This is a genomic window from Corynebacterium pseudodiphtheriticum, from assembly GCF_023509295.1.
Taxonomy (GTDB): Bacteria; Actinomycetota; Actinomycetes; order Mycobacteriales; family Mycobacteriaceae; genus Corynebacterium; species Corynebacterium pseudodiphtheriticum.
The window spans coordinates 1,999,360-2,017,505 of the sequence record NZ_CP091864.1; the positions used below are offsets into that span (position 1 = coordinate 1,999,360).

13 protein-coding genes and 1 pseudogene are annotated in these 18,146 nt (G+C 56.1%); 5 read left to right on the forward strand and 9 right to left on the reverse strand.

All coding sequences use genetic code 11. The features are described from left to right. Positions 1-29 precede the first annotated feature (29 nt). Positions 30-1,748, forward strand: coding sequence for an HNH endonuclease signature motif containing protein (locus L9H78_RS09010; RefSeq protein WP_249619889.1), 1,719 nt, complete (start codon positions 30-32; stop codon positions 1,746-1,748). 155 nt (positions 1,749-1,903) lie between these two features. Here L9H78_RS09010 and L9H78_RS09015 read toward each other — a convergent pair whose 3' ends face one another. The 5 genes from L9H78_RS09015 to L9H78_RS09035 form a co-directional block, all read right to left on the reverse strand. Beyond that, entirely contained in the window at positions 1,904-2,005 is a 102-nt protein-coding gene (locus tag L9H78_RS09015) for a 30S ribosomal protein bS22 (RefSeq protein ID WP_003855542.1), read from the reverse strand. Between the two features lie 251 nt (positions 2,006-2,256). After that, positions 2,257-2,448: a helix-turn-helix domain-containing protein gene (locus L9H78_RS09020; RefSeq protein ID WP_021352134.1), complete on the reverse strand. Its 192-nt coding sequence runs from the start codon at positions 2,446-2,448 to the stop codon at positions 2,257-2,259. 353 nt (positions 2,449-2,801) lie between these two features. Next, on the reverse strand, positions 2,802-3,608 hold the full coding sequence (gene proC, locus L9H78_RS09025; protein WP_027017487.1) for a pyrroline-5-carboxylate reductase: 807 nt from the start codon (positions 3,606-3,608) through the stop codon (positions 2,802-2,804). Between the two features lie 165 nt (positions 3,609-3,773). Then, complete coding sequence (locus tag L9H78_RS09030; protein ID WP_249619890.1) at positions 3,774-5,180, reverse strand: hypothetical protein; 1,407 nt, start codon at positions 5,178-5,180, stop codon at positions 3,774-3,776. Between the two features lie 11 nt (positions 5,181-5,191). After that, positions 5,192-6,121, reverse strand: coding sequence for a Ppx/GppA family phosphatase (locus L9H78_RS09035; protein ID WP_031267958.1), 930 nt, complete (start codon positions 6,119-6,121; stop codon positions 5,192-5,194). 33 nt (positions 6,122-6,154) lie between these two features. Here L9H78_RS09035 and L9H78_RS09040 point away from each other — a divergent pair, with 33 nt between their 5' ends. Next, on the forward strand, positions 6,155-7,057 hold the full coding sequence (locus L9H78_RS09040) for a DUF3109 family protein (protein ID WP_249619891.1): 903 nt from the start codon (positions 6,155-6,157) through the stop codon (positions 7,055-7,057). Between the two features lie 31 nt (positions 7,058-7,088). Here the strand turns inward: L9H78_RS09040 and L9H78_RS09045 are convergent, their stop codons facing one another. From L9H78_RS09045 to mshA, 4 genes are all read right to left on the reverse strand, one after another. After that, the gene (locus L9H78_RS09045; RefSeq protein ID WP_249619892.1) at positions 7,089-7,787 is read right to left on the reverse strand and encodes a response regulator transcription factor; all 699 of its coding nucleotides are present in this window, start codon (positions 7,785-7,787) and stop codon (positions 7,089-7,091) included. A gap of 110 nt (positions 7,788-7,897) precedes the next feature. Further along, positions 7,898-9,328 carry an ATP-binding protein gene (locus L9H78_RS09050; protein WP_430622734.1) on the reverse strand — a complete coding sequence of 477 codons (1,431 nt, stop codon included), beginning with the start codon at positions 9,326-9,328 and terminating at the stop codon, positions 7,898-7,900. 5 nt (positions 9,329-9,333) lie between these two features. After that, a complete protein-coding gene (locus tag L9H78_RS09055; protein WP_249619893.1) occupies positions 9,334-10,110 on the reverse strand; it encodes a phosphoglyceromutase in 777 nt (258 codons plus the stop codon). Positions 10,111-10,203: 93 nt separating this feature from the next. Beyond that, positions 10,204-11,523 carry a D-inositol-3-phosphate glycosyltransferase gene (gene mshA, locus L9H78_RS09060; protein WP_249619894.1) on the reverse strand — a complete coding sequence of 440 codons (1,320 nt, stop codon included), beginning with the start codon at positions 11,521-11,523 and terminating at the stop codon, positions 10,204-10,206. 255 nt (positions 11,524-11,778) lie between these two features. Between mshA and L9H78_RS09065 the strand changes: the two genes are divergently transcribed. The 3 genes and pseudogenes from L9H78_RS09065 to L9H78_RS09075 all read left to right on the forward strand — a co-directional run. Then, complete coding sequence (locus L9H78_RS09065; protein ID WP_249617730.1) at positions 11,779-13,497, forward strand: long-chain-fatty-acid--CoA ligase; 1,719 nt, start codon at positions 11,779-11,781, stop codon at positions 13,495-13,497. Between the two features lie 535 nt (positions 13,498-14,032). Next, the gene (locus L9H78_RS09070; protein WP_249619895.1) at positions 14,033-15,841 is read left to right on the forward strand and encodes a long-chain-fatty-acid--CoA ligase; all 1,809 of its coding nucleotides are present in this window, start codon (positions 14,033-14,035) and stop codon (positions 15,839-15,841) included. A gap of 255 nt (positions 15,842-16,096) precedes the next feature. After that, positions 16,097-17,797 (forward strand): annotated as a pseudogene (locus L9H78_RS09075) (long-chain-fatty-acid--CoA ligase); the annotation flags it as partial. Positions 17,798-18,146: the final 349 nt, after the last annotated feature.

Sequence of the window (18,146 nt, forward strand, 5' to 3'; positions counted from 1 at the left end):
TTTGCTGCAACCCAACCCCATCATTGGCTGTGGATAACTCCGTTTCTCCACAGCTTTTCGGACTGTTCCCCCATTTCCACTGCAACTATCCGCCCCGAGCTCTTAACGTCAGTTCCATGACACCTTTAGGCAAGCTACGTAAGATTTCCCCAGAACAGCACCAGCACGGTTCTCAGAAACGTCCTCCACACCTACATAACCAAAAACGGGCAGACGCTTGGCAACGAGTCTCCGACATTGCGTCCATTCTCTCGAAATTAGACGCAGAATTAGCAGATCTTAGCGATGAACTAGCGCAATCTAGAAGTAAACACCTCGACCACAGAGAGTCTATTGCGCAAGCACTCGAATACCTTTCCCAGGCCGCTTCTGCCCGTCGATCCACCGAAACTTCCCTTGCCTGGTGTGCAGAGCGAACCGAAATTGGTCGATTGGTAGGTACAACGACCGCTCGTGGGTTTTATACCAAACGCCTAGGTTATTCCACATCACACGCCAATACTGTAAAAAATCGTGCAACAACCGCCTACGGACACATCCATATCGCCGAATACGATCCAGATGACGACGAAGTCGAAGTTGAATCTAGCAATCAGCGATCAAAACGGATGCGTTTAGCAAAAAACAAGCTTAACCAGGAAAGATATGCCCAATCTACCGGTCGTGAACTTGCACGAAAAATTTCCACAGACAAGATCGACGTAATTGATCGGGAGTTACGCCACCTTAACGACACCGCGGTGCCAGGAAAACACCGGGTTCGTCTAGAATCCATGAAAGAGGCTGACAAGGGACGCAATTGTGCCGACCTCGCCCACTGGTGTCGTGAGCGTATACGCAACGCAAATAATCATCCTGACGCCTATTCGTCGCCTGCTAAAGCACGGGCAACCCGAGAATCTGCACGCTCTAAGCGGTACATTTCTCAACCCCGAGAGCTTCCCAACGGAATGATAAATTTCGGAATTACCACCGATCCTGTCTTCTCCACGCGCATTGAAGCTATTCGGGCAAAAGCCACACGAGTCTGGAAAGCCCGTCAGGCCGACGCCAGTGTCACGGAGACTCGAACACTTTCACAATTTGTCCACGACTACTTCATGAACGCTATATTCGGGCCTACACCAAACTCGGAAGCGTCCCAAGTCACAGCGGAATCAGCAGAGAAAACAACACCTGCTAGAGTGCCTGCGCAACTGGTGCTCGTCGGCACAATCGATGACTACCTAAATATGGGACCACGAACGAGGTTCCGGACGGATACCGGCACTACGCTAACCCCGGCAGAAATTATGCAATTGGGAATCTCCGAATGCCATCTTGGAATCACGGACAATGGCAGGGCAAAGCTTCTCGACGCGGGCTCAGTACGCAACATGACTCAGATCCAAAGAGCCTTTCTCACTGCAATGCAGCTAGTTTGTAGCCACCCTGGCTGTTCAGAGCCAGCGGCGAAATGCGAAGGCCATCACATAGCTGCATATTCTCATGGTGGAAAGACCAACATCGAAAACCTCACGCTACTTTGTGCCTATCATCACCGGGGCAATAACGACCGGCGTGACGGCCAAAACAACATGGGCCACATGGAAAGAGAAAACGATACTCATCTTGTAGGAAAATTTAACCCCAGCACCGGAAAGATCGACATCAATGAAACGATTGCCGCACACAATGCTCCAGGTCGCCGGTTGCTGGCAACATCTCCAACACAGTCCAAGGCGCGCACCAAAAACAGAGCCGCATAACCCGTATCTGCACTAGATACACAAAATCCCTGTGGAAATTAGTGGCATGGAGACTCGGCGGTAATTTGGATGCCGAACTCCAACCTGTTCCACAGGGTGCGTGCTGGTAGACAGACCGCATAGGATCTGACTCCAACTGAATAACGTGGGCTAGTTTACTTGCCCAGTTTACGACGCTGGACGCGAGTACGGCGCAGCATCTTGCGGTGTTTCTTCTTGGACATGCGCTTACGGCGCTTCTTAATGACTGAACCCATGGTCAGTACCCTCAATTCTTAGTTGATATGTGTACAAACTGCCGACACTAATACTCACACTTTAGCGATTGTCAAGAAGCTTACCCAAATCTGGGCAAACTCCGGGGATTTCCCAGAACTGGCAAGTCTTAACGACGTAACCTGACTCGGTGTCCCCGCATCAACAGTTGCCTACCGCGGGGGTATAAAACCGATTAAAAGTTTGCAAGTTCCGGTAATAACTCAATCGCTATTGTGATAAGCCCGTGAACCTACCCAACCTCGTAAATCGACGAGTGCAGGTACTCGTTCACGGCTTCTTCGTGAACCCGGAAAGAACGTCCCACGCGAACAGCCGGCAAATCACCAGCGTGCACAAGGCGGTAGACCGTCATTTTCGAGACGCGCATCATCTCCGCAACCTCGGCGATGGTCAGAAACGTTCCTTTGTCTTCATGTGCCATATGTATCTCACCCTTCAGCTCGTAGTGCGCTGCAGGCTTCCCCTCCCGCAGGACTTCACACGCACGTGCTCAAACTAGTCTAGCGTGTCACTTGTGACTATTGCGACCCGCCCTGCACATTAATCCCATCTATCGCTTGCAACCCCCGAATATCTCCTGGAACGTAACTGCTCACAAGTACGCAAAACCCGCCGCACCACACCAGTGCCAGTATGTATTCTGGCAACGATGTGGTCGGCGGGCGTTATCTCTGAAGCTCAACCGGTCATGATGCGGGGAGCTTCTTAGTAGGCATTAAACAACCAGACAGTCATATCACCGAGTAAGTGTCCTGCCGTTGCGTAAAAGAAGTTTTAGCCAAGTTCCTTGGAGCGGTTAGCACAGGCCTCAGCTGCACGGAAGAACATGCCGCGTAGACCAGACTCTTCAAGTTCACGAAGAGCATGCACAGTGGTGCCACCTGGAGAAGAGACGTTCTGCCGAAGGGTTGCTGGATCGCGACCAGAATCCGTCAGCATCTTTCCTGCACCGTGGGCGGCATTGGTAGCCAGTTTCTCGGCGACATCGCGCTTCAACCCCATCTGCACACCGGCGTCGATAAGAGCCTCAGTGACCAAAAAATAATACGCTGGCGAGGAACCTGACATCGCGGTTACAGCATCCATATCGCCTTCTTCTACGATGACTACTTCACCGACTGCCTCGAGCAGTTCTGAAACTCCCGACATCTGTTCATCGGATACGCTGCTTCCTGGCGCTGCAGCGTTAGTTCCTTTACCGACCAGCATCGGAGTGTTTGGCATCACACGAACCACTGGCACCCCGCTGCCAGCCGCTTTTTCCATAGCTTCTAAGGTCAAACCTGCGGCCATGGATACGGCCACAGTCTTGCCTTCCCGAGACTGCAGCGTCTCGGAAACATCTTCTAACAGATCAATAATGTGATAAGGCTTGACGCACAAAAACGCATAGTCGGCGTCCTTGATCGCAGCCGCGTTATCCGAAGTAGTGTGCACACCGTAGTTTTCTTCAAAGTAGCTCGATTTCTCGGCGCTGCGGTTAGTCACGGTAATGGACTTTGGGTCGTAATCAGAGGCTACGAGACCGGAAACGAGAGCTTCGCCGATCTGGCCTCCACCTAGAACTGCAATGTTAGTCATGGTTTCTACGATGCCAGAAAGCAAAACCCCTAGCCACCACACTGTGGAAGACTAGGGGTTTAATGCGCAATCGAGTTCATAGCTTAGCCCGTGACGGTCGTGTTTACCACAACCAGTTTTTAGACGTCCTTGTCCCAAGCGGCGAGATAGCCAATCACTGGAACACTAGAGCACTACCAAGATCGCCGGACCAAAAGTCAACAACAAGCCCACGATAGCCGTCAATGTCATCGACAATCCATCACGCTCCGTGCGCAGCGCGTGAACTATGCCAGCCATAACGCCGGTAACGCCGACTGCCAACGCGGCAACCAGGTAGTTATTCAGAGCACCCCAAAGCATTTCGAAGCCCTTGAATACAACGACGCCAAGCACGATGCCGACCAGTGCCAGTAAAATCACCGCAACCGGACTCATACCTTCGCCTTCGGAGACTGCGTCATCCTGATCCGCATCAGCGTGGACGGGAGATGGTCCGCCCGACGGTTGGGCATTCTCCTGTACCAAATTATCAGGTTGCCCTGTCTGCTGAGCACCCTGAGCAGCTTTCTTCTGCGTGGAATTTATTCCGGTAGATTTTGCACCGTCTTGGCCAGCCCCACCAACCGGGGCACCCGCGGCTGCCTGCGTAAGCGAATCCGGAATGTTCTGAAATTCGGAGGTATCGTCATCAGCTCGCTTGCCCGGTTTCACCGGCTGGCTAGCGGTGTCTGCTGTCTTCGCAGCTTTATCAACTGGCTTGCCGGGCTGCACGCGCGGAATCTCACCAGTCGTCTCGGAGTCCTTGCGGCTGGTTTCCTTGCGTTCGTGGTTCTTCTGATCGCGGCCGTTGGGGCGCTGGTTCTGTTTATCAGAACCGCCCTCAGTTCGTGCGCTCGTAGTGTCGGTAACTCGGGAGATTTCTGCGGTCTCGTCTGAGGCCGGTGTCAGTTTCTCTGGAGCTTTAGCACTTCCAGCACCAGCAGCGTTACCGGCGTTACCAATACCAGCAGCACTACCGCTAGCACCAGCACTAGCACTGCTTACCTTCTCTTGGCTGGAACCCTGAACACTGGTGGCCTGTCCACCGGTCTTTGTCCCTATACCACCATTGTTTTTCTCATCGCTCTTACGGCCAACCGTGATGGTTTTGGACTTCTTCCGGGTAGTTGCCGGTGTTGCCGGTGACACCGACTGTGTTGCCGGTTGCTTCTTTTCGGCAGCCACAGGCGCTTTTGATCCCGATGGTTTTTCCGTAGCCGCATTCTGCGCAGCCTCGGAACCTGCGTTTGCAGCTTTTGCACCCTTGTTGCTGCTGGTCTCACCGCTACTGGTCTCATCAATAGGGGACCCGTGCTTGGATTCCTTTGGCTTCGCGGTGACTTTCGGAAACGACCCAGTCAGCTCAGCGACGGAGACACCTCCGCCGTCTTCCATGCTGCGACGCCGACGTCGACGTGGTTTCTCCGAGTCGCTTCCGGATTTCCGTGCACCAGAACCGCCTTGAGCGTCGGCTTTCCCTTGGCCATCGGAGTTCTCTTTCCCGGCGCGGGCCAACAATTCCGCGACTGTTAATTGCTTGTCGTCAGACATGCTGTTTCTCCCTATTCCAGTCCTTTATCGATGCGACGCAGAATTACGCCTTCGCGCAGTGCCCAGGGGCAGATTTCGAGTTCGTCGATTCCTAATGCTCGCATACTAGCTTCTGCAACTAAAGCACCGGCAACGATTTGATGCGAACGGTCGTTGCTCACGCCTTCTAATTCGGCTCGGTCGGCGGCAGTCATGCGGGAAATGAATGCGATCAATTGACGCAAACCTGGTGCGGTCAGATTACGTCGTACATAGGGCCCTGCCGACGATGGAGCGGCACCAGTAAGGCGCGCCAGGGTACGGATTGTCTTCGAGGTGCCTACCGCGATTCCTGGGGCACCGTAGGCGCGGATCTCAGCGGCAACATCCTTGAGCTCAGCGTCAATGTAGTCGCGCAGCGTGTTGATTTTCTTTTTGCCCGGCGGATCCGCATCAAACCAGTTATACGTCAATCGGCCAGCACCCAAATCCAGCGAACTGGCAACATCGGGGTGCTCGTCGGTGCCGGTACATAACTCGAGCGAGCCGCCACCGATGTCAATGTTCGTGATGCGACCAGCCGACCAGCCAAACCAACGTCGTACAGCCAGGAATGTCAACCGGCCTTCGTCCTTGCCAGAGAGGATTTCTAAGCGCACCCCCGTCTGTTTTTCCACTTCATCCAGCACATAGGCGGAGTTCGTGGCGGAGCGAATGGCAGACGTGGCAAAGGGCATAAATTCGTCGCATCCGAGTTTGTTGGCGAGTTCTTTAGCTTCCCCAACGGACGAGATCAGTTTCTTCAAGCCTCGCTCGTGGATATTTCCGTCAGCGTCGAGCTGCTCCACCAGCTTCAGCGAAGTCTTCCAATCGCTCATGGGCGTTGGCCGACCGCCGTCCCGAACATCTACTGCTACTAGGTGGACAGTGTTGCTGCCCACATCAATTACACCTAATCGCACACTCCTAGCCTAAACGGTCTACGGTGTCTAGGTGTGAATCACGCACAGTCTTCTTCCGTTTTCCTTGGTTTTCCTGCAAACTCGCCTGCCGGCAAATCTATTCGTGCTGGCCGGGAGGTTGCCCCGGATTTTGCTCGCGAGTGGTTCGAATTCACCAACCCGGACGATCCCGAACATGTCTTTTCCGTCGACCTGACTTGGGTTGAATCTCATTACAGTTGCAAGTTTGGCACCTCGGATTGTTTCGGCATCCGCGAAGGAATTACCGACGTGGCCTGCTGCACTCATGGGGCTTTTCTTGCCGACGAAACCGACCAGGATCAACTTTTCGACGCCGTCCGCAACATGCCCGCGAAATACTGGCAATTGCGCCCGAACAATACCGAGGAACACTTGTCCGGAGTAGCTCCAGCTGGCGAGTTAGAGCCGTGGCTGGTGTGGGACGAAGAGGAAAACGAGGATGGTGAAATGGAGCCGTCGTTGAAAACCCGCACTGTTGATGGTGGTTGTATATTCGCCAACCGTCATGGCTGGGCAACTGGCGCAGGGTGTGCGCTACACCAGTGGGCAGTCGCGGAGGATGAAGAGCTAACCGTTGTCAAGCCCGAAGTATGCTGGCAGGTGCCTATTCGTCGACACGAGGATTATGAAACTCGCAGCGACGACGTGGAAATTTTACGCACTGTAATCAGTGAGTACGACCGACGCGCGTGGGGCAACGGTGGCGAGGAATTCGACTGGTGGTGTTCTTCGGCTCCGCAGTGTCACACGACGACTGATCCGTTGTGGAAGACACACCAGGAAGAGTTGGTCGCGGTAATGGGTCAACGCAATTACGAAATTTTGGCGAGCCACTGCCAGATGCGCGATGCTGCCCGCGCGGCAGGCGTGAATCTTCCCCAGCATCCGGCGACACGGGCGGCAACTGGAAATTAAACCTTAGAGAAACAATTAAACCTCAAAGAAACTAGGCGTCGAATTTATAACCTAGCCCGCGCACAGTCACCAGGTGTGTCGGGCGGGATGGCTCCGGTTCAATTTTGGAGCGTAGCCGTTTGACATGCACGTCGATGGTTTTGGTGTCGCCGATGTAATCAGAGCCCCAGATGCGGTCGATCAGTTGCCCGCGGGTAAGAACGCGTCCGGCGTTTTCCAGCAAGTATTCCAACAGGTGGAATTCTTTCAGCGGCATTGGAACTGCTTCGCCATCGACGTAAACGATATGACTGTCGACGTCCATGCGCACGCGGCCGCCTTCCAAAACGTTATCGGCGGCCTCGATAGTCTTTGCTTCTGTGTTTTTCTCGGCTCCTCGACGCAGCACCGCCCGGATGCGGGCGGTGAGTTCACGAGCAGAATATGGCTTGGTCACGTAGTCGTCGGCGCCAAGCTCGAGCCCGAGCACCTTGTCAATCTCAGAGTCACGTGCGGTGACCATAATGATCGGAACCTGTGAGGTGAGCCGGATTTTCTTGCACACTTCAGTGCCTGACATCCCGGGAAGCATCAAGTCCAGCAAAACGATATCGACGTGTTGTGACTGAAACGTCGACAGCGCCGTTGGGCCATCAGCGGCAATGACCGTCTCGAATCCCTCTTTGCGCAGAAGAAATGCCAGCGGATCAGATAACGACTCTTCATCTTCCACGATCAAAACAGTAGCCATGGGGCTTGTGTCCTTTCGACGTTCAACGGCGTGTAACGTTTCGCCGGTTCGACGGCCGCAGCCTGTTTCCTGCCACAGGGGCGATTCTATAACAGCTCGCCGTTAAAAGATCACGGTTCTTCTGGTTTTTCCCGGACGGGTAGGCCTTCCGGATTTTCTGGGGTTCCCCAGTTATCTAGGCCTTCCAAATCTTCTAAATTTTCCAGGTCATGGTTTTCCATTTCATGCCCACCCATGCCGTCACCTTGGTAACGCGGCAACGCCAGGGTAAACGTGGTGCCCTCGCCCAATTCGGAAAATAATCTGATGTTGCCACCGTGGTTAGCGACCACATGTTTCACGATCGCCAGCCCCAGGCCCGTGCCACCGGTTTGTCGGGAGCGGGCCTTGTCGACTCGGAAAAACCGCTCGAATACGCGCTCCTGGTCTTCGGAAGCAATACCTATGCCTTGATCAACGACGTGGATGCAGATTTCCTCAGCGGATACTGCCTCGTAACTCACAGTCACCGGGGTGGAATCTGGGGAATAGTTAATGGCATTGGAGACTAGGTTCGACACTGCCGTAACCAAGAGATTTCTATTACCGACGACGAATAGCCCAGAGTTTGATTCGGCACCACCGGTTCCATCACCACCGGTTGCGCCATCGCTAGTTGCGTCGCCTCCAGTTGCACCGCTGGCTGCGTCGTCGCCAGTTGCGCCGCTGGCTCCCTTCGCAGCCCCCAGGTTTCGCAAAATAATGCCGTGGTTTTCTGCTGCCACCTGGTTGCGCGCAATCGCAGCACTAATGACCTCGGCCACGGAGACCGGCGCAATCTCTGGAAGTGCTTCCGCCCCCTGCAACTTGGACAAGGAAATCAGCTCATTGACCATATCCGCCATGCGGTTAGCTTCGCGCTGCAGCTGACGCCCAAAATGCGTCACGTGCTCCGGATCATCCGGCGAACCCAACAGCGCTTCGGCTAACAGCGCCATTCCCCCAACCGGGGTTTTTAGCTCGTGGGATACGTTCGCGACGAAATCCCGCCGTGCCGATTGCATACGCACGTTTTCGGATTCGTCGGTGCCATAGACGATCATGAAACGATCGTCGACAAGGGTTAAGGGCTTGACTAAAGCGCGCACGTTGGAAATTCGATTACCTGTGCGATGCTTAGGCACGGAAAGCTCGAGGTAGCGATTTTCTTTTTCTTCGTCGTCAAAGACGTTCGCAGCCACCCGCCACACCTGTGGGTTAATGGTGCGCGCGTGCACCAGAGCCATGTCGTGAGCGCGGGCATTCGACAGCATGACATCGCCATTGCGGTCCACCACGACGATGCCCGTCGGCGATGATTGAATAACCAAATGCAACATCTGGCCGACGGTGGCAACCTGGTTAGATTCCAAAATACGGTCCGAGTCCTGGGTTTGTTCTTCAGCACCGAACCGGCCCAGCTGCCCACCGCGGCGTAACCACACCGCCCCAGCGACAAGTAGCACTGCGGTGACCAGTACCGTCACCACGACGGCAAGAACAACAATCTGGGTTGTCGTCACGTGATTTACTTGGCCTGGCCCTGGTTCGCTACGGCAGCAGCACCCGCCTGCGCGGCTTCTGGGTCCAAGTAGTCGCCTCCTGGGTTCACGATGCTGCCGTCGGCGGCAAATTCGTACACCAGTGGCATACCGGTCGGGATGTTGAGCCCAGCGATGTCTTCATCAGAAATCGCATCCAGGTGCTTAACAAGTGCGCGCAGCGAATTGCCGTGCGCAGCCAACAACACGGTCTGACCATCCCGCAGGCGTGGCAGGATCTCCGCCTCGAAATATGGGATGGCCCGGGCTACGACGTCTTTCAGGCATTCCGTACGGGGCGGGTTGTCCACATCCGCATAACGCGGATCGCCAGCTTGGGAGTACTGGGAGTCGTCGGCAAGCTCCGGTGGCGGGGTGTCATAAGAACGACGCCACGACATGAACTGATCCTCACCGTATTTGTCGCGGGTTTCCGCCTTGTTCAGCCCTTGCAGGGCACCGTAATGGCGTTCGTTTATGCGCCAGTTACGGACTACAGGAATCCAGTGGCGGTCGGCCGCGGACAGCGCAATATTTGCCGAACGGATCGCACGACGCAGCAGCGAAGTGTAGACCACCTCTGGCTGCAGCCCAGCAGCGGCAATCAATTCTCCGGCCCGGCGCGCCTCGCTTTCTCCACGTGCGGTCAGGTCTACATCAACCCAGCCGGTGAACTGGTTGGATTCATTCCAGGTGGATTGGCCATGGCGCAGCAAGATGAGCTTGCCGTTGGCAGAATTCGGTTCAGAATTAGGTCCAGTCATAGCTTCTAGCATGCCACGGTCCGCGGGATCAGTGCCGGAGCCACGGCGAGCTCGCCAGACTCCCCACCCCTTCAGTTCCCCGTCAGTTCCCCTTTAATTCCCGCTGGCTTGCCGATTGTGCAACCTTGCTGCCCCGTCAGCGCTCGCAATCGCATCCTGGAATACCCCCACTAGCCGGTCCGCAGCCGCCGCCCACGAGAACTGCGCGGCGTGTCCCACCGCGGCCTGCCCCATTTCTATGCGCCGGTCGTCGTCATCCAGCAAATCTGCCAACGCATCAGCCCAATCGTCAGGGTCGTGGCCGTCGACAAGCACACCCGTCTGTCCATCTGCAACGGCAATCGGCAGGCCACCGACCCGCGCGGCCACCACCGGGGTGCCACAAGCCTGCGCCTCCATGGGAACGAGCCCAAAGGATTCGTTGTAACTCGGCACCGCAATCAGGTCAGCAGCTTGATACACCGCGACCAGCTCCTCCGGCGGGCGGGTATCGATAAACCGGATACACTTGCCGACGCCTAACTCACGGGCAAGATTGTGATAATAATCCGGGCTGGCTGCGCTTCCCGAAGGGCCACCGCAGATCACCACTCGTAAGCACCGGTCCGGCTCGCGGCGGAAAAGCTCGGCGGTGGCGCGGATGAGCACCTCGGGGCCTTTGAATTTCTGTAGCCGGCCGACGAAAGCGACCACTTTCGTGTGTAGTGGGATGCCGAGTTCGCGTCGGGAGCGCTCGGTGTTGCGGTCTGTGCCCGGGGTAAACAGTTCTAGGTCGGCACCTGGCGGAACCACCACGATCTTGGATGGTTCGGCATCATAATGGCCAATGAGGTCGCGGGCTTCCTCATCGGTGTTGACGACGAGAGTGTCGGCGTTGTCGACGAGTTGCTGTTCGCAGATGCGCCGGGCCTCAGATTCGGCGGTATCGTCAGCCGAACGGTAGGCGTTTTTCACCGCCGCAAGCGTGTGGGCGGTGTGGACGAGGCTGATGCCCCATAGGTCGCGCAGCAACCAGCCGACCTGGCCGGAGAGCCAATAATGGGAATGGATCGCATCGTACGGTGCGTGGCAGGGAGCGTAGCCAGTACGGGATTCCGGCTTGGCCGTAGGCTGGGATTCTTTATTGATGAACTGCACGATGCCCCCGGTGAAAGCAACGAGCTGCGTCGGTAAGGATTCTTTTTCCAGACCGACATAAGGGCCCGCAATGATGTTGATAACGCGGAGGTTATCGGCAAGTTGCATGACCTCCGGCTGGGAAGATCGGGTGGCGCGGGTGAAGATATCCACACCAATGCCCTGTTTCGCGAGCTGGCGGGCAATGTTTAAGACATAGACGTTCATGCCCCCGGCATCGCCGATTCCCGGCTGCTCGATGGGTGAGGTGTGCATAGAGATCATGGCGATGCGCATACTTGCATCCTAAAGATACTGGCGTGCTGCAGCAGAACCGGAGCTTATATAGGTCGCGACCTAGAACGATAAGCCCAGCGTGGCCGCTAGATCTCACGCACAAACAACTTGCCACGCGCGCACGAAACACCCCACGTTGCCGGGAGTACACTGGAAAGAGTTCTCCAGTCCGGACAAAACAGTCCGCACGCCAAAACAGGCCGCAATAAAAACAGTCCCAGTACACCCCAGCACGAAGGAAGCACAGTAGTTTCTATGTCAGCTTTTGAATCGAAGGCATGGTTGCAGCACTACGCACCATCGACTCCGCACACGCTTGATTACGGCAACGTCACCTTGCTGGATGTTTATGACAACAACCTGGCGATCAACCGAAACAAGCCCGCGACGTGGTTTTTCGGCCACCGCATGTCTTACGGGGAGCTCGACGAACAAGTCCGTAGCATCGCCGCCGGATTACGTTCACTTGGGGTGGGTCCGGGCGATCGCGTCGCGTTGATTCTGCCGAACTGCCCGCAGCACGTCGCCGCGTTTTACGCCATTCTCAAGCTGGGCGCGGTCGTCGTCGAGCACAATCCGCTCTACACGGCACATGAGTTGCACGATCCTTTCATCAACCATGGCGCCCGCGTGGCGATTGTCTGGGATAAGGCTGCGGAAACGGTAGAGAAGCTACGCCAGGATCGCGACCTGGCGCTGGAAACGATCATTTCGGTGAACATGGTCGAAGCGATGCCGAAGTTGAAGCAGCTGGCTCTGCGCATTCCCCTGCCGAAAATCCGCGAAACCCGTAAGCAGTTGACCGCACCTGCGCCAAACACGGTGCCGTTTTCCGTGCTTGCCGACGGCTCTATGGGCGGTTCGGCGGGCGATTTTGTGCCTGCCGACGGCGTCGACAAGAACACACCCGCGCTGCTTTTGTATACCTCGGGCACTACTGGCACACCGAAGGGCGCGCAGCTGACCCACGGCAATCTGTATGCCAACATTTTGCAGGGCAAGCATTGGGTTCCCGGGCTAGGAGATGAACAAGAACGCCTGTTGGGGGCGCTGCCCATGTTCCATGCGTATGGTCTGACATTCTTCGGCACGTTGGGGCCATTTTTGGGTGCAGAGATGGTGCTGTTGCCGTCGCCGCAGATTCCGTTGCTGATGGACATTATGAAAAAGCACCCGCCGACATGGATCCCGGGTGTGCCACCGCTGTACGAGAAAATCATCGAGGCAGCCAAGGACAAAGATATCGACCTTTCCCAGGTGCGCAACGCATTTTCTGGTGCTTCTACTCTGCCGGTGCACACCGTGGAAAACTGGGAGCAAGCCACCTCTGGCCTTTTGGTGGAAGGCTATGGTCTGACTGAATGTTCGCCGATTTTGGTGGGTAACCCCATGAGTCAGAACCGTCGGCCGGGTTATATCGGTGTCCCATTTCCTGATACCGAAATTCGGATCGCAAACCCGGACAACCTGGATGAGACGCTTCCCGACGGCCAGGAAGGCGAGCTTCTCGCCCGCGGGCCGCAGGTTTTCCGTGGCTATTACGACAACCCGGAGGCTACAGAGGCTGCGTTCCACGACGGCTGGTTCCGCACCGGCGATGTCGGTGTAATGGAAGAGGATGGTTTCATCCGTCTGGTTTCGCGCATCAAGGAAATCATCATTACCGGTGGCTTTAACGTGTATCCGGGTGAGGTGGAAGAGACGATGTTGAGCCATGCCGACGTCGTCGAGTGCGCCGTGGTGGGCCGTCCGCGTTCCGACGGTGCCGAGGATGTCGTGGCTTGTGTGGTTTTGCGCGATGGCGCCGAGCTGAACCCAGAAGGGCTGCGTGCTTTTGCCAAGGAGCGACTGACTCCATATAAGGTTCCCCGCACGTTCTATCACTTTGAGGAGTTGTCGAAGGACCAATTGGGGAAGATCCGCCGACGCGAGGTACAGTCTGACCTGCTGAAACGTTTAGAGGATGCGAGCTAGCGGAAGGCTAGAGGTTCTGTAGTTCCTTCTTATCGCTTCTGGATGCAGTTTTCACCGCCCGGTTTTCCGGGCGGTTTTCTTTTTCTCGGTTTCTGTCTGCCGGCTTTCTCTCTGCCAGTTTTCTCCCTGTCGGTTTCTCTCTGCCGGTTTTCTCCCTGTCGGTTTCTCTCTGCCGGTTTCTATCCGTCACTTTCTCTCTGCCGGTCTTCTGTCAGGCCGGCACAGCCCCACCCCGCTTTTCCGGTTGATCGTCACTAACCACCCCTTTACGCACACAAACTATTTTGTTTGCCTGCAAATCAGTTAATGTGCTTTTCAACGTGCCGCAATCTTGCCTCAAAGTACCGTTTTAACGAACATGCCCTAGCCAAGCGAGCCTCAATCGCCTACTGTGGTTATGGAACCAAAACTGCAATACAGATCACAATATTTTGGTGCAGTTCGCTAGTGACGGTTCGTACACCCCCCGCAAGGTTTGCCCACCCACGACCCAGCAAGCGAAACGAGCAAACGCCAACACAGGAGGATTGTTCCCATGTCAGAGCCCAAACATGCTCTCAACACCGACACAAACGACAACAGAAATGAGGACTCAAACAACAATCCAAACGACAACACAAACACCGGTGCGGCAACCGCATTCAAAAACCGCGCCTGGTTACAGCACTATAACGACGCCTGCCCTCCCGAAATCGATTTCGCGGATCTCACCCTTGTCGACAATTACGTCGAAAACCTCAAAAATCACCGGGATCGCAATGCCACCTGGTTTTTCGGGCAATCGACGACGTATGCGCAACTTGATAAGCAGGTCCGCGCGGTAGCCGCAAGCCTAAAATCACTAGGAGTCAGCAAAGGCGACCGGGTGGCTGTGGTGCTCCCTAACTGCCCACAGCACATCGTCGCGGTGCACGCCATCCTGCGGTTAGGTGCAACCGTCGTCGAGCACAACCCGCTGTACACCCCATATGAGCTGGAAGGCCTATTCAAAGACCATGGGGCGCGCACCGCCATCGTCTGGGACAAAATCGCTAGTTCGCTGGAGCCGCTTCGCCATGCCACAGCGCTGCAAAATCTCATCGCGGTAAACATGGTTGAGGCCATGCCCGTAACCAAGCAGCTGGCGTTGCGCTACCTGCCTCTACCAGCGGTGCGTGAAAAGCGCGAGATGCTCACTGAAAAAGCCGATAACGCTATCCCCTACCGCATGCTTCTCGACGGCGCGATCGGCGGCACCGGTGAAAACCTGGAACCAGAGCCGACGCTGACCCCGGACGACATCGCATTCATCCTTTATACTTCCGGAACCACCGGCGCCCCGAAGGGTGCGATGCTTAGCCACCGCAATATCTGCTCCAACGTGCAGATGGCAAAGTACTGGCTACCCGGAATTGGCGAAAAGCCCGAAACTCTCATGGGTGCATTGCCTATGTTCCACGTGTACGGCCTGACTCTCATTGGCGCGCTGGCTTCCTACGTCGGCGGTGAAATCATCCTGCTGCCTAAACCGGAAATCCCTTTGATTCTCGATGCCATCAAGAAGCGCAAGCCCACCTGGTTGCCCGGTGTGCCGACACTTTACGACAAAATTTCCGAGGAAGCCCAAAAGAAGGACCTCGACTTGCACGGCATCCGCTATTCTTTTGCCGGTGCTGCCCCGCTACCGGCATCCACCGTCGACGAATGGGAAAAACTTTCGGGCGGCTTGTTGGTCGAAGGCTATGGTTTGACCGAAACCTCGCCGGTGATCGTAGCTAATCCTGTCAATGAAAACCGGCGCCCAGGCTTCATTGGCGTTCCGATGCCAAATACGCTGATCCGTATTGCAAACCCCAAAAACCTCGACGAGACCATGCCGGATGGTGAGGAAGGCGAGGTGCTGGTCAAGGGACCACAGGTTTTCCAGGGTTACTTAAATAAGCCGGAAGCTACCGAGGAAGCGTTCCATGATGGCTGGTTCCGCACTGGCGATATGGGTGTGATGGAAGAAGACGGTTTCTTGCGCCTGGTTTCGCGTTTGAAAGAAATCATCATCACTGGTGGGTTTAACGTCCACCCTGCCGAGGTAGAAGAAACCATCAGCGCCCACCGGGATATCGCTGACGTTGCTGTGGTGGGTCGCCCACGCAAGGACGGCTCGGAGGACGTCGTCGCCTGTGTGATTCTTAACGACGGTGCCGAGCTAGATCCGGAAGGTTTGCGCGAGTTCTGCCGTGAACGTTTGACCCGGTATAAGGTTCCGCGCACCTTCTACCACTTCGAAGAACTAGCCCGGGACCAGCTGGGGAAGATTCGTCGCCGCGAGGTCCAGGCTGACTTGATTACACGCTTGGAGCAGGCGTAGGCGAAGTTTTGTTCGCTATCCCACGAGCACAGGGGACGAATATAGATTCGTAAAATCACGCTATTTTTGGGCGGGCCGACGTCGAAACCGCTACGTCGGCCCGCCCCACTTCCATTTTCCACCCCTTTTATGCTGGAGTTTTAACAAACAGCACTGAAAACTTGCGTAGTTTATGTGAAACGACTCACCAATTGGTAGTGTGGGGACCATCTCAAAAACGTGTGATGCAAAACACCCCTACGCAAGGAGGTAGCAATGACCGCTTCGGATACCAAAGCGTGGCTACAACACTACGGCGATATTCCAGAAAAGCCGGAATACGAGCACACGACGCTGCTGAGTCTGTACGACTCGAACCTGACCAATAACCACCACCGGCAGGCCACCTACTTTTTTGGCGAGTCGATGACTTATAGCGAACTCGACAAGAATGTGCGCGCTGTGGCGGCTGGCCTGAAGGCCTTCGGCGTAGGCCCTGGTGATCGCGTGGCGGTCCTGCTACCGAATTGCCCGCAGCACGTTATTGCGTTTTATGCGATCCAAAAAATTGGCGCAACCGTCGTCGAGCACAACCCGCTGTACACGGCACACGAGCTAGAAAGTCTGTTTAGCGACCACGGCGCCCGCATCGCGATTTGTTGGGACAAAGCCGCCCCAATGTTGGAGCAGGTCCGCAGCAAGACCCCGCTCGAGACCATCATCTCTGTCAACATGATTAATGCGATGCCCCGCACCAAACAGCTGGCCTTGCGCTACCTGCCTCTGCCGTCGATCCGCGAAAAACGCAAGCAGCTTTCCCAGTTCGCCCCAAACACCATCTCATTTGAATCTTTGGCCAGCGAAGCCTTCGGTGGCGACGGGCGGGAAATTCGCACCCCAGATTGTGTCACCAGTGATTCCACCGCGTTAATCCTGTATACCTCCGGCACCACGGGCACCCCGAAGGGCGCAGAGCTTACCCAAGGCAATATCTCGGCAAATATTGCACAGATCCTGACCTTCTTCCCCACCCTGGGCCGCAACCCGGACGAGCGCGTGCTGGGTGCGCTGCCAATGTTCCACGTGTACGGCCTCACGCTGATCGCCGGGCTTGCCGTATCACTGGGTGGCGAGATGGTGCTGGTGCCGAAGCCGGAAATCCCACTACTGATGGACGTGATCAAAAACCGCAAGCCATCCTGGATGCCGGGCGTGCCGACGCTCTATTCCAAGGTCATGGAGGCAGCCGAGAAGCAAAATATTGACCTCAAGGGCATCACCAATTCCATTTCCGGTGCCGCTCCGTTGCCGGAAGACACCGTCGAGAAGTGGGAACAGCGCACCGGCGGCCTGCTGGTGGAAGGCTACGGCCTGACCGAGACCTCGCCGGTGTTGTGTTGCAACCCGCACTCAGAAAACCGTCGCCCGGGTTATATTGGCATCCCGTTCCCCGATACCCAGGTGCGCATCGCTAACCCAGACAATTTGGACGAAACCATGCCGGATGGCGAGGAAGGCGAGCTGCTCGGCCGCGGCCCGCAGGTATTCAAGGGCTACCTGCACAATGAGGAAGCCACGGAGAACGCTTTCCACGACGGCTGGTTCCGCACCGGTGACATGGCTGTGATGGAAGAAGACGGCTTCGTGCGCATCGTGTCCCGCATTAAGGAAATGATCATCACCGGTGGCTTCAACGTCTACCCTGGCGAGGTCGAGGATTGCCTGGGGCAGCACCCTGATGTGGAAGAGTGCGCTGTCGTCGGCCGTCCACGCAAGGATGGCTCGGAGGATGTCGTGGCCTGTGTCGTGCTGCGCGCCGGTGCTGCACTGGACCCGGATGGGCTGAAGGATTATTGCCGTGAGCGTCTGACTGCCTACAAGGTTCCGCGCACCTTCTACCACTTCGAGGAGTTGGCCACTGACCAGATCGGTAAGCTGCGCCGCCGCGAAGTTCAGGCCGATTTGCTGGATATGTTGGGCCTGGTGCCGAAGGAAAAGGGCGACGCTACCGACGCTGACAATGCTGACGAGGCCGACGGTTCCGAGGATTCCGATAATTCCGGCAAGGCGAAGCCGCTCGATGAGCAGCCAGACCACCAGGAATCCGACATTGCGGGCGTAGAAGTAGACGATCTTGCCGACGCCCAACCCGACGAGACTGCGGTTGCTGAGGCAGACGAGGCTGCTTCTGCCAAGCCAGACGATTCTGCTGCCGCCGAGCCGCAAGACAGTGGCACACAAGACAGTGGCACACAAGACAGCGGTACGCAAGACAGCGGTACGCAAGACAGCGGTTCGCAAGACGGCGCCGCTACGGATAAGTAGC